We start from the raw sequence: 12,432 nt of genomic DNA, 5'->3' as shown, positions 1-12,432 counted from the left end.
TCGTCGACGGCGTCGCCGCCGGCGACGCCGGCGGCAAGCTGGCGGTGGTGACAACTACGTACGAGTCCGTCAAGAGCCATTGGGGGACATTAGTCGTATCCAGCAGCAGCAATATATTGTCAAACTGATTTTGAAGAAACTTCTCACCCCTTCGGAAATTGTGAAGCTGCCAGAGGTCATTACCAAATTAAGCCACGACATTGTGTATACCAATCTCACCCTGAAACAAGAAGTAGCACTAGGTCTTTTAGCACGGCATGTCAATCAGAGCGATATCCGCTACGCCACGCTGCCGGGTCATCCTATTACCGCTATGGATCCCTATATGCACGAAGAACTGGATTATTGGGTGCTAGATAAAAATCTGATGCACCTGATGGTGGATGAAATCGTGTTGGAGAAGCCGCTCACGGCAGCCGATCGCGCATCTGTCCATATCACGGTGCGCTCAGGGACCGACACCTTGACGCAGGCTGACCAATTGGCGGCTTGGCTCAAGGCGCGAGGATTTTCAGTCAATGGGGTCATTTGGGCCAATAGCCATGATCACGTGCAGAATGAGATTCTCGATTTTACCGGAGACAAGTACCTGGTACAGCGCATGGCGGCTGCGATTGGTACATCGGCTAGCGACACGGCGATTACCGAAAGCCCCTATCACGACTATGCTGGATTGGATATGGTCATTACTGTCGGGGCGGACTTTCACTTAAATTCAGCAGCGCGACCGTAAGGAAAAAATAACCAGTGTCGGGAGACATGCTCGCGGACATACTCCCGTCGAGGTGATGCAGGCATGCAACGGTGGATGACGGTCACGGTGCTTCCTTTGATATCAAGCCTGACTTTGATTTTGGGCCCGGCACAAGCGAGTATGGTGAGTCGTCACGCGTTAGCTAGCTCTGGCACGTCCAAGAGCTCGAGCCCTATGCAGGTGCTGGGCTTTTGGGCCAACGATGATAGCAGTGGACTTGCCGGACTATATAAGTATCCCCATTCCATCACGGATTTCGCACCCTTCTGGTATGGGGTCAATGCGACCGGCGGGTTGGTCGATCGGGTGGATACCAGTGTTTTAGCCGACGTGCGGAAGCACCACGTTGCCGTGACCCCGCTTGTCAACGATGACACGGGAACCCAAGCGTTCTTGAGAAATGCCTTGACGCGAGTGCGTGCGGCCAGGTCCATCGCTGACATGGTGAAGTCCCAGCATTTTCAAGGGGTCAATATTGACTTTGAGCCCGCACATACCAGCCTTGCTGCAGAACTGGTGGGATTTATGATTGATCTGCACGACTTTATGCCTCGGGGATCGGTCATTACCTTAGACGTGGTGCCCAATTCGGGTCCGGCGTATGATTGGAGTAAACTCACCCCTGAGGTGAACCAGTTTGCGCTGATGAGCTACGATGAGCACGATGATGGTTCGGGCCCTGGGCCAGTCGCTGCCACGCCGTGGGTGCAAAATATCCTCACCCGCATGGAACAGTCTGTGCCTTCCAAAAAGATTGACTTAGGTATTGCGGTATACGGGTATGTCTGGCCCCAGGGGAGCACCAATGCCAGTACGGTGCCCTATAACGCCGTTACGCCCACCATGAACCAACATGCCCAATGGGACCCGACGGACCAAGAGGACAGTGCGACCTATACCACCAGTTCGGGACCAGTGACAGCGTGGTGGGAAAGCCTCGAAGGGATGAATGCGAAAATTCAACTGGCCAAGAAGGATCACTTAGGCGGAATTGCGCTCTGGCACCTGGGATATGCCAATGACTCGGTCTATCAGATGCTGTTACATCAAGTGGGTACGCAACCGTAAAAGAATGTTGGTCTCGAGCCGGTCTGCTTTGCGGTGCACTGAGGAGGATTCCGGCTCCCTTTGTCGAATGATAGAACAACACAGGATTTGAGCGGGCACAGCACGTTGCTCGGATGGCTCGAATATCCTAGGGCAGATATTGCGCCCACGGAGCTATTACGACAACAGGGAGATACGACGATATGATAGACCTAAACGCGCACGTTTTAGCGGGGATAGACGATGGTCCCGCGACCTTGGACGACGCGGTTCGACTGTTGCAGCAAGCGAGTTTAGATGGGATCGATACGGTGGTGGCGATGGCTCATGCCAACGACCACCACTTTGACGTGTCGCGCGACCAATATCTAAAAAGTTTTTCGGATCTCACTCAGGTAAGTGAATCCATGCATGTAAAGGTGAGGCTGGTGGCCGCGATGGAACTCCAATTAGGTCCGAATTTGGCAGGCGATATCTTAGCGGACCGATATCTGGCCATTGGGCGCTCGGGATACCTGTGTTTAACGCTTCCTCCCAACGAATTCCCATCGTACACAATTTCGGCATTGAAGCAGTTGGGGGATGTAGGATACCGTATGGTGCTCATGCATCCGGAGCGGAATCGGAGTCTACGTCGCAAGCCAGAATGGGTACAATCCCTCAAAGCGCTCAATGTGGTGGGAGTGGCGGCCGCAGGCTCGCTCTTGGGGAAGTACGGGCCCGATGTAGAGTCCTGCAGTATGGATCTGATTGAAATGGGATTTATCCAAAGTGTAGCCAGTGGTGGCCATTCGCTCACCGGTCGCCCGGTGCGTCTGTCTCCGGTGCGGGAGATTTTGTCGCGGCGTTTCGGAGAAGAAGAGAGCTCCTGGATGATGGATGAGGTACCCGAACGCATTTTGAACGGCCAGGATATTGCCCTCGTACCTCGCGAGTACTTGGGTTGGCGGCGATGGCTGATTGCCCGGCACAGCTAGTCATCGCCTTTCGGTCTAGCCCTTTGCTATACTGAAGGGCATGGAGGCGATAGCATGAAGGCCATGGTTTTCGATACCTTTGGCGACACATCAGTATTGCATTGGACGACCTTTCCCGATCCGACTCCCGCACCTGGCAACGCGATTATTGAAGTATCGCGAGTCGGTTTGAACCACCTAGACCTTATGGCTCGCGCCGGAGAGGTGGGAAAGATTCCTCTTCCTCATATTTCAGGATCGGAAGTCGTGGGAAAAGTGGTGGATGTCGGGGCTCACGATTCACGCGAATTGGTCGGTCAACGCGTGGCGGTGGCACCGTATTTGTTTTGCGGAATGTGCAAATCGTGTCTGGATGGCCATGAAACCACTTGTCTTCGCAGTGACATTGTGGGACTCCATTCGATGGGCGGATTTGCTCAATATATGGCGGCACCGTTGCAGAACCTGTTGCCGATTCCGGAGTCGCTCTCGGACAGCGAAGCGGCTGCACTCACTCTGTCCACCGTGACAGCCTACCATATGCTGGTGGACCGCGTGAAAGTACGCCCGGGTGATGTGGTATTGGTGTGGGCCGCCGGATCGGGAGTGGGGAGCGCTGCCGTGCAGATTGCGCGGCTTTTAGGCGCAGAGGTGATCGCTACCGCAGGCAGTGATGCCAAGGTGGAGCGCGCGATCCACGATCTTCACGCGCATTGGGGTGTCAACTATCGCACCGAAGACGTGGTGGCGCGGGTCCGGGACATTACCGGCAAACGCGGCGTCGACATTGTCTTCGAACATATCGGACAGGAAACGCTACCGCAGAGCGTGAAAATGCTCTCTCGTCAAGGACGGATTGTGACGTGTGGGACCCTTACGGGTGGGCACGGAGAGGTGGATCTCTGGACGCTTTTTGCTAAAGAGCTGCAACTCGTAGGCGCCTATGGAGGGAGCCGTGGCAATTTGCGTGACGTTCTAAAGTGGGCAGCATCTGGCAGTTTAAAGGCCGTGATCGATCAGGAATTCACGTTGGAGGACTTAGCGCTAGCGGAACAGCATATGGAAAACCGGGCACAGTTTGGGAAAATTATCATTCGCGTATAGCGGGGTCACCTGCGGGCCCTTCCACTGGTTAGACGCAATCCGACTAGAAATATCCCGGGACATAGTAGGATATTGCGTTATGGTTGTCGAAATTAGCATTCGTCAATAAATAGTGTGAATGATGTAATTACGCTGGGGGAGACACTAACCTCCCCCAGCTCTTATTTTTTGCGTTTCCTAGGGCAACACTGGAAGAGGATCCTGTTGGAGGTGCGGTTGAAGGGAGAGAACGGACTCGAATTCGAAGGAATTTTGGACAGACAATTTGCTTCTGGGATCAGCGTCCCTAATTGCCGGACTATTTAATTATCTCTATCATGTGGTATTGGCCCATGTCTTGGGACCGGTCAATTACGGCAATCTGACGGCATTTCTCAATGTGACCGCGTTTTTGGTGCTGCCGGCCCCAGTCATTACCCTTCTATACACCCGACTCGGTCGCCGGCCAGGCCATGAGGCTCTCATGGAATCGTGGGCACTCTGGGGTGGAGGACTATTGATCTGGGTGGCACTCATCGCGTGTTCCATGCCGATTGCACGCATGTTGCATGTGAATGCCTGGCTCATGGTGATATTTGGGTTCGAAGTAGTCCCGACACTGGCACTGGCGGCCAATATTGGCATTTTACAGCGTGCGCGTTGGTATCTTTGGGTGGGACTAATCACGGTACTGGTGAGCGGATTTCGGGTGATTGCGGCCAGCCTGGCGGCCTGGATGCATCTCTATCCGCTGTTCTCTGTAGGGGTACTCGAAGGGGTGGCCGCGGTTGTGGCCTTTATGGTCAGTCGACGGTTGGCACGGCGGGCGCCAGCGCTTCGCGAACCCTCCCGCGCCGATGTGATTTCAGGCACAGCCGTGGTGGGAGTGATTAACGTGTTGCTGTCGATAAGCGATGGCCTCTTGGCGAAACACTCGCTGTCACTGGTGACCGCTGGACGATATAACGGTCTGGCCACCATCGGTCACACGGTGCAGTTTATCTCCGCGAGTTTTGGGACCGTTATGCTGACCTCGATTATCGCGGATCGGAAAAGACGCTACCACTACCTCGGGACCACCCTCATGATGTATGGCGGGATTGCCGGGGCGGCAGAGGCGCTATTCTTAGTCCAAGGACGATGGGTGGTTCACACGATTTTAGGTTCCCACTTTATCATGGTGGCCACATGGCTGCCCTATTATGGATGCGGTATGATAGCGTTGGGACTGATTAATATTGCGATGCTTTATTCGGTAGCGATGAGCCGTTGGGAGGTTATTGCCACCACCGGACTAGGACTCATGATTTGGATTTATCGTTTGCTTTATTCGCATAGCTTAGGGGCGTTCGTGCACGCCACCACCGACACCATGGTCGGAGTGCTGGTGGCGACGGTGATAGTTATGGGGCTGACGGAAAGGAAAATTCGCACGCGGGCGAAGCCGGGCCTCGGCCCCTGAAAGAAGGGATGTTATGTTAACTGTCGGATTAGCATTAGAGGGATCAGCTCAGCGTTATCAAGATAAAGTGGCGCTCATTTTTGGAGATCAGTCATTAACCTATCGGGAATTGAACCAACGGGCCAATCAGATGGGGAACGCGTTTTTGAATCAGGGATTGAAACCTGGAGACCGGGTGGCTTTACTGCTACCGAATGGGCTGTCGATGGCAGAGGCCTATTTTGGCCTCGCGAAGGCGGGATTAGTGGGAGTGCCCTTGAACCTTCGCTGGCAACCCGGAGAAATTGTTTATGCTATTCAAGATGCACAAGTATCGATGATTTTAGCCGACAAGGATTTCGCGTCCATGCTGGAGCAAGCGGCAGGATCGCTTTCGGTATTCTATACCGGAGGTATTCTCGAGAAACCGGATAGTGATTGGGACGCTCTCTGTCGCAGCGCCTCGTCTCAGGCTCCCGTGGTCACGGTGAGCGAGGACGACCCGTGGGTCATTGTCTACACCTCAGGAACCACGGGTAAGCCGAAAGGGGCGGTGCGATCGCATTACAGCAATGTGATCATTGCGCTTTCGCTAGTATCAGAACTCGGAATTACCGCACATGATGTCGGATTTGCCATTTTACCCATGTTTCATGTCAATTCCATGTGGTTTGTGACGCTTTCGATGGCGGTGGGAGCCACCTGTGTGATTTACCCGCATCGCGCCTTTCACCCTGGGCATGTGATTGCGGAAATGAATGATCATCGCGTCACCTATAGCATGTTTGTGCCTAGCCTTTTGACATTTCTCGCAGATGCGGTGGAACAAGGGAAAATTGATCCGCATGCGCTGAGAGTGATGATGACCTCGTCAGCGCCGTTGGATTCCACTTTACGGGATCGGATTTTGAACGGATTTCCCAATGTCGAGCTCTATGACCTCTATGGTTCAACAGAATATGGCGCTGTGACGCTCATTCGCCATGAAATTGGGGGGGTATTAGGGTCCGTCGGTTATCCGGCCATCGGTCAAGAAATTCGTATCTTGGGCGACGAGGGCCAGAAGGTACCGCTAGGTGATGTCGGCGAGGTCTATGTGCGTGGGCCTTCGCTGATGAGTGAGTATTGGCGTAAACCAGAGGCCACCCAAGAGTCCTTTGACGCGGATGGGTACTTGACGGTAGGGGATATGGGATACATGACCCCTGAAGGCATTTTATTCTTAGTCGACCGGAAGTCGGATATGATTATCGTCGCAGGTGAAAACGTCTATCCCACCGAGGTCGAAAATGTATTGCTGAGCGACCCGGCAGTAGCACTCGCCGCCGTAGTTGGGATTGCGGACTCGCGTCGCGGTGAACGGGTCATCGCCATGGTGGTGGCTCGCGAAGGACATACGGTCGATCCCGAGCGCTTAAAGAGCCGATGCCATGAGCAACTGGCCGACTATAAGCGACCATATGCCATTGAGGTGGTTGAGGAGTTGCCCATGGGTCCGGCAGCCAAAGTGGTGCGACGGCTAGCGCGCGATATGTGGCTTAAGGCGCATCCACAAGATTAGTAGGCATCGAGCGCACGGCCAAACTCGGCAATGATGTCGTGAGCCTCTTCGAGACCCAACGAGACGCGCACCACATCGCTGGTGATTTCTCGTTGGGTTCGTTCCTCCGGGGTGAGCGCTGCATGGCAGTGAAGTTCAGGCAGCGAGACAATCGTTTCCGTGCCGCCGAAACCCGCTCCCACCATGATGAAGCGAAACTGGCTGACCAGTTGCTGGACAACCTCTGGTTCGGTGACACGAAAAGTCAGCATACTGCCAGAGCCTTTGACGGTGCGCTGTACAATATCGTGGCCCGGATGCTCAGGAAGGCCGGGATAATAGACGGCGGTTACCTTAGACATCCGGGTCAGGGCGTTTGCCAACTGCAAGGCGTTCGTTTGGGCGCGTTCCATCCGGATTGGTAGTGTACGTAGACCGCGCAGTGCTAAATAGCTATCTTCTGGCGAGAGGGCCATACCACAAGAATTCTGAATGAAGTAGAGCTTCTCACCCAGCGCCGCCGAGCGGGTCACGGCCACACCAGCGGTCACATCGGAGTGGCCCGAAATCATCTTGGTGGCGGAATGAATCACAATATCGGCACCCAGCGTCAACGGGTTTTGCAAATACGGGGTAATAAACGTGTTGTCCACCAAAACCAACAAATTTTCCTGGTGAGCCCAGGCGGCAAGCGCCGCGATATCGGTCACGCCGAGAAAGGGATTCGAAAAGTTTTCCACTAAGATGGCGCGGGTGTTCAAACGTCGCGCCTCTTTGACCGCGTCTAGCCGGTCGGTATCGATGTAGCTGACATCGATATCAAACTGGCTAAAGACCCCACGCAGTACCCGTTGTGTGCCGCCCTGACAATCTCGAGTGACAATGAGATGATCCCCTGCAGAAAATAGCAAGAAGACGGCAGTAAGCGCGGCCATTCCCGATGCAAATGCCAGACCGCGGGAGCCGCCTTCAATCTCTGCCATCGCTTCCTCAAATGCTTGACGGGTCGGGTTTCCGGAACGGGCGTAGTCATACTGCGAGGGCGTCCAAGGATGGGGTTGATGATAGGTGGTGGCGCGATAGATGGGAGGTGTCAGGGAATGATAGGCATCTTGGCTGTCACCGCTGTGAATAAACGTGGTATCTTGCGAAAAACTGTCCGGCATTAGCTTATGAGGCTCCTTTCACAATCTGAAGAGCTTGGCTGAGGTCTGCAATTAAATCCTCACTATTCTCAAGGCCCACGGAAAGCCGCATCAAACCGGGACCGATACCCAATCGACGGCGAATGTCTTCCGGGAATTCTCGGTGAGTCTCATTAAACGGATGCGTCAATAAGGACTCGGTTCCTCCCAAAGACACGGCGGGCAAAATCAGTTTAAGAGAATCCATGAGCAGTACATAGCCGTTCGGGTCCTTGAGCTGAAAAGACAACATGGCGCCAGGCCCCTGAGCTTGTCGCTCCTGTAGCGTACGGCCTTCATGATCGGCGAGTCCTGGATAGTAGACGGCGTCAATGGTTTGGTGTTGGCTCAAAAACTGAGCAATCTTTTGGGCATTACTTTCTTGGCGATCCAGGCGCACCGCCAAGGTCTTGAGACCACGCATGGTGAGCCAAGCATCAAAAGGGGCGAGAACACCCCCGGTGGCGTTAGCTATGCTGGCTATTCGTTCGGCCATTTCAGGAGATCGGGCGATGACGGCACCTGCTAGCACATCGTTGTGCCCGGAAAGGTACTTGGTCGCACTGTAGACTGAAAAGTCGGCTCCAAGCTCCAGAGGGAGTTGGCGCAGCGGGGTCATAAAGGTGTTATCCACGGCAAACAGAATCTCGGACTGGTGCGCGATTTCCGCGAGAGCGGCAATATCGCTAATTTTTAATAACGGATTTGAGGGAGTCTCGATGAAAAGGAGCCGTGTCTCCGGTAATATCGCCTTGCTGACAGTGTCAAGGTTACGGGTATCGACAAAGGTATGGCGAAGACCAAAGTGTTGAAAAACGTCTACCAATACCCGATAGGTGCCGCCATATACGTCCTCGGTCAATATGACGTGGTCTCCCTGATGTAATAAGTGAAATAGCGAGACAATCGCCGCCATTCCCGAGGAAAAGAGTGAGGCTCCTTGGCCGCCTTCGAGTTGCGTGAGGCCCTCCGCCAGGCTTGTCCGAGTCGGATTTTCAGTGCGAGAGTAGTCGTAGCGCCCTAATGCCGCGCCTGGATGTTGGTAGGTGACGGTTTGATAAATCGGGGTGCTCACCGCACCATGGGAAGGGTCTTGTCCAACCCCTATGTGGACTACAGCACTGTCTAATTGGAGCTTCAACAACATCCCTCTTTCCAGAATTTATCCGTCTAGTAAAAATCGCTCCAATGATTCGCGTGCTTGGGATTCTTGCTCCGCCATCCTCATCATCTCCTCGGAGAGGGCATCAATCCAGGGATGCAAGTCAAGCGGTTCGGTTTTAATGGCGACCCCTCGGACCATTTTGACACGCGAGGTCGAGACGCGGCCTTTCTGATGTTCCAAGATATAGTGCCATGGATCGAATTGAACCGTCACACGGCGCACCTGAGGATTCTTTTGAAAGAGTCCCCCTTGGCGCTCGACGTGAACCCAACTGGGTACGGCTTGTTCCAATTTTTTAGCAAACACCTCGCTAAACACCGTTAAATCGCGGGTGTCCTGGCGAAGACTGGCGGCTAATACGTCAAATGAGAGTGCGTCTCCCACGGCTCGATCCCTCCATCCATCTCTTACCTCCATTTTCGTGGAAAATTGCTTGAGTCGCAAGTGCTCTGCTCGACCTCTTGAGAGAATCCGCATTTCATAACGAAGATTGGCAATGACAGTATGACCACGGATAAGATCGGACATATCTCGCGCTTTCATGACAGGCCACGCTTACCACTAAGGATTTTTTAACCGTTGCACCAAACCGTGTTCTACTGTGGGCCACTCGTCCGGGGTGATGCTAAAGACTACCGAATGTCGAATCGTCCCGTCAGGACGAATGCGATGATTGCGCAAGGTGCCTTCATAGACGGCTCCCAGTTTGCGAATCGCCGCTTGTGAATGAATGTTGAGGTGGTCGGTTCGCAATACCACGCGAAGCGCCTTCCAATCATCAAAAGCATGCTTTAGCAATAAGAGTTTGGTTTCAGGATTGATGGCCGTGCCCCAAACGGTGGGGATATACCAGGTCCATCCAATTTCGACTCCACGGTCTTCAGAATGGATGTTCATATAACGCGTACTCCCCAGCGTTCTTCCGGTATGCCGATCGATCACGACAAAGGGATAGGCTGATCCCGTCTCCTGATCACGGAGGGCACTCGCCATCCATGTTGTCAGCGTGTCCGGTTGAGAGAGATTTAATGAAAGCCATTCCCAGATATCGTGTGACTGGGCTGCTTCAAGGAGACCATCCTGGTGGCTCGCAGCTAGGGGCTCGAGTCGCACCGTTTTGGCTTCCAGCACTTGGGGTCCTAGGTTCAATAGCGTCACCTCGCGTCAAAGATGGGCACTTGAGATTAATTGCGCCAGATTTTTTCCATAATACCATCTCCGGATAAGGCATGTGTGAAGAACTTCTTGAAGGTCGCGGGTACCAGAGGTGTTGGCCTGCCATGGGCGTGTGGGACCTATGCCCCATCTCTGGAAGGGCTTACGTTATCTTGGGTATGTTACTATGAGATCCGGAATTTCAAGAGGAAAGACAGTCTCAGAAGGAGTGTTTCATGAACCCGAAGATTCGCATCCGGCTGGTGCATGTTGTGGTTTGTATGGTATCTGGAGGTCTTCTCTCGGCCTGCGGCACTGCCAAAGTCGCCCTGCCATCGTCGGCTCTCATTCCATCTCCCCAATCTAGCAGTGCGACCACCAGTCGCTCAGATTTCGCGGTGGTGGTTAACCAAGCCATGAGCCATGTTTCGTTGACCAATGGCCCTCAGCTCATGGCCCCGACCATGTTGCCCCAGGACCAGTTTTTGGGTTCCGGGGTTTCGGGCACGCATAGTACCGTCATGACGACGCCCACGCGTGGATATGCCGTGCAGTTATTGTCGGGGAGCAGTGTTCTGACCACTTATGGTGCGAAAGCTTATCCTACCATCGGTACGGCCGCGGCCGCCGTGGAGACGAATGCGACGGCGGTTAACGCTGGCACGAGACAAAAGGTAGAAAAAGTGCACCTGGGATCGCACGTGACGGCAAGCGTGAGCCAATTTGGTACGAGCGACTCATCTATTAGTGCGGTGGCGATCACTTGGCCCCAATCCCAGTGGCATATCACCGTCACCAATACATCGGGAAGCGCGGTACCTACGGTGGTTGCCAAAGAATTGGTGAGTGACTTTGAGGGAGCAACGCTTCCGAATCCGGAGGTTCAGGGGTCCATATTTGTCAATCTCGCGGAATCGTCTGGTGTGAGTGTCGATGTGCAATGGCAAAAGGGAGTCGACGAATATTTTGTCGATGTCACGGATGCCGCGACCAATCCCCTCAATGCCGCGATTCAGATTGCCGCTTCAATGACGCGCTATCCCTAATCGCAAGAGAAAATGGGCACTATCAGTTGCGTCACCACGAGACAGCACGGTGAATTCTATGCGAACTGGAAAAATCGATTGAACGGTATATTAAGAAGGGAGTCAGGGCATGGGCAAAGTGACAACGGCCATGATGGCCATCGCTATCGCCGCCACAATGGCGGGATGTGGATCGTCATCAGCGGTGTCGGCGGCCACGTCGTCGCCCAAGGTTTCCAGTGGAGTTTCCGGGACGCATATTAGGGTGGGCACTGCACTAGTTAATGGAAAGAAAACCCAGGTTTTACAGACGGCGAATGGATTTACGATGTATTACTACACGCTGGATACGCCCACTCATTCCGCCTGCAACGACCAGCACTCCTGTGCAGAAATGTGGCCACGAGTCTATGCCTATAAAGTGCCCTCCGTCGCCGGAGCTCCCGGGACGTTTTCCTTGGTTCACGGTCAACTCGAGTATCAAGGGCATTTGCTCTATACCTACATGGGAGACGAGGAGAAGGGTCAGGCCATGGGAGAAGGCGTGACCAATGATTGGTGGGTGGCCACCCCGTCGCTAAAGTTATGGAGGAGTCACTAACGAAGCTAGGTTCCGGGCTACGGATAGGGAGGAATAGCCGTCCGCACTGCGCACGAGTGGCGTGCTCACTAGAGCATGCCGGGAATCTAGCGGCTGGTGGAGGGAGAGAACCTCTTGACGGGGCGGCACAATGGCGTGGCCTGCATAGGACGGTTTCAATGACTTAGTGCCGCTTAAAGAGCTCGACGCAAAAAATAGGAGAGTGGATGCTCCGTCTTCTCTAGAACTGACGCGGGTGTCGGCGTAACCTAAAGATCTAAAACGACGTTACTCATGTTGGATAGGTAGCCAGGATTGAGGACCGAGCCGGGATGAACTTCTCATCGTCGTGAGACGTGTGGCGGGTCAGAGGCGAAGGACCGACACTCAGTCTCTTCTCCCCTAGGGCTAGCATGTAGCGATCTAGCGCGATCGGCGAAGGCAAGGGGCCGGCATAGGCATAGAGCTCCGATCTCCCATGCCAGTCAGATGGACAATCGCC

General features: G+C 54.0%; 13 protein-coding genes. 8 read left to right on the top strand and 5 right to left on the bottom strand.

Features of this window, described 5'->3' with window-relative positions:
* The 6 genes from ACOJWD_RS04930 to ACOJWD_RS04905 all read left to right on the top strand — a co-directional run.
* A partial coding sequence (locus tag ACOJWD_RS04930; protein WP_486992111.1) for an LCP family protein occupies positions 1-733 on the top strand: 733 nt, incomplete at its 5' end.
* Positions 734-796: 63 nt separating this feature from the next.
* On the top strand, positions 797-1,822 hold the full coding sequence (locus tag ACOJWD_RS04925) for a glycosyl hydrolase family 18 protein (protein ID WP_486992110.1): 1,026 nt from the start codon (positions 797-799) through the stop codon (positions 1,820-1,822).
* 182 nt (positions 1,823-2,004) lie between these two features.
* Positions 2,005-2,778, top strand: a complete 774-nt coding sequence (locus tag ACOJWD_RS04920; RefSeq protein ID WP_486992109.1) for a tyrosine-protein phosphatase — start codon at positions 2,005-2,007, stop codon at positions 2,776-2,778.
* Positions 2,779-2,832: 54 nt separating this feature from the next.
* A complete protein-coding gene (locus ACOJWD_RS04915) occupies positions 2,833-3,861 on the top strand; it encodes a zinc-binding dehydrogenase (RefSeq protein WP_486992108.1) in 1,029 nt (342 codons plus the stop codon).
* A 265-nt stretch (positions 3,862-4,126) separates the two neighbouring features.
* Positions 4,127-5,302, top strand: coding sequence for a lipopolysaccharide biosynthesis protein (locus tag ACOJWD_RS04910; RefSeq protein WP_486992107.1), 1,176 nt, complete (start codon positions 4,127-4,129; stop codon positions 5,300-5,302).
* Between the two features lie 13 nt (positions 5,303-5,315).
* Complete coding sequence (locus tag ACOJWD_RS04905; RefSeq protein ID WP_486992106.1) at positions 5,316-6,842, top strand: class I adenylate-forming enzyme family protein; 1,527 nt, start codon at positions 5,316-5,318, stop codon at positions 6,840-6,842.
* Here the strand turns inward: ACOJWD_RS04905 and ACOJWD_RS04900 are convergent.
* The 4 genes from ACOJWD_RS04900 to ACOJWD_RS04885 are packed head-to-tail and all read right to left on the bottom strand — an operon-like array spanning position 6,839 to position 10,319.
* Positions 6,839-7,987, bottom strand: coding sequence for a trans-sulfuration enzyme family protein (locus ACOJWD_RS04900; RefSeq protein WP_486992105.1), 1,149 nt, complete (start codon positions 7,985-7,987; stop codon positions 6,839-6,841). The genes ACOJWD_RS04905 and ACOJWD_RS04900 overlap by 4 nt on opposite strands.
* Before the next feature lie 4 nt (positions 7,988-7,991).
* On the bottom strand, positions 7,992-9,146 hold the full coding sequence (locus tag ACOJWD_RS04895) for a trans-sulfuration enzyme family protein (RefSeq protein WP_486992104.1): 1,155 nt from the start codon (positions 9,144-9,146) through the stop codon (positions 7,992-7,994).
* A 21-nt stretch (positions 9,147-9,167) separates the two neighbouring features.
* Positions 9,168-9,713 (bottom strand): hypothetical protein, encoded by a 546-nt coding sequence (locus tag ACOJWD_RS04890; protein ID WP_486992103.1) that lies wholly within the window; start codon positions 9,711-9,713, stop codon positions 9,168-9,170.
* An 18-nt stretch (positions 9,714-9,731) separates the two neighbouring features.
* A complete protein-coding gene (locus ACOJWD_RS04885) occupies positions 9,732-10,319 on the bottom strand; it encodes a GNAT family N-acetyltransferase (protein WP_486992102.1) in 588 nt (195 codons plus the stop codon).
* Positions 10,320-10,561: 242 nt separating this feature from the next.
* On the opposite strand from ACOJWD_RS04885, the gene ACOJWD_RS04880 reads away from it, so the two are divergent.
* Positions 10,562-11,371, top strand: a complete 810-nt coding sequence (locus ACOJWD_RS04880) for a hypothetical protein (protein ID WP_486992101.1) — start codon at positions 10,562-10,564, stop codon at positions 11,369-11,371.
* Between the two features lie 109 nt (positions 11,372-11,480).
* Positions 11,481-11,951 (top strand): COG4315 family predicted lipoprotein, encoded by a 471-nt coding sequence (locus ACOJWD_RS04875; RefSeq protein ID WP_486992100.1) that lies wholly within the window; start codon positions 11,481-11,483, stop codon positions 11,949-11,951.
* Positions 11,952-12,222: 271 nt separating this feature from the next.
* On the opposite strand, the gene ACOJWD_RS04870 is transcribed toward ACOJWD_RS04875, so the two are convergent.
* Positions 12,223-12,432, bottom strand: a 210-nt coding sequence (locus tag ACOJWD_RS04870) for a hypothetical protein (RefSeq protein ID WP_486992099.1), incomplete at its 5' end; no start/stop codon positions are given.

It is taken from the genome of Sulfobacillus sp. TH-112, assembly GCF_057473405.1.
Note: the sequence above shows the minus strand (reverse complement) of the source record. Positions and strands in the feature narration are given on the sequence as shown.

Coding starts and splice junctions, on each gene's coding strand:
- ACOJWD_RS04880 (WP_486992101.1), top strand. CDS start 10,562: ATGAACCCGAAGATTCGCATCCGGCTGGTGCATGTTGTGGTTTGTATG.
- ACOJWD_RS04925 (WP_486992110.1), top strand. CDS start 797: ATGCAACGGTGGATGACGGTCACGGTGCTTCCTTTGATATCAAGCCTG.
- ACOJWD_RS04875 (WP_486992100.1), top strand. CDS start 11,481: ATGGGCAAAGTGACAACGGCCATGATGGCCATCGCTATCGCCGCCACA.
- ACOJWD_RS04900 (WP_486992105.1), bottom strand. CDS start 7,987: ATGCCGGACAGTTTTTCGCAAGATACCACGTTTATTCACAGCGGTGAC.
- ACOJWD_RS04920 (WP_486992109.1), top strand. CDS start 2,005: ATGATAGACCTAAACGCGCACGTTTTAGCGGGGATAGACGATGGTCCC.
- ACOJWD_RS04905 (WP_486992106.1), top strand. CDS start 5,316: ATGTTAACTGTCGGATTAGCATTAGAGGGATCAGCTCAGCGTTATCAA.
- ACOJWD_RS04890 (WP_486992103.1), bottom strand. CDS start 9,713: ATGAAAGCGCGAGATATGTCCGATCTTATCCGTGGTCATACTGTCATT.
- ACOJWD_RS04915 (WP_486992108.1), top strand. CDS start 2,833: ATGAAGGCCATGGTTTTCGATACCTTTGGCGACACATCAGTATTGCAT.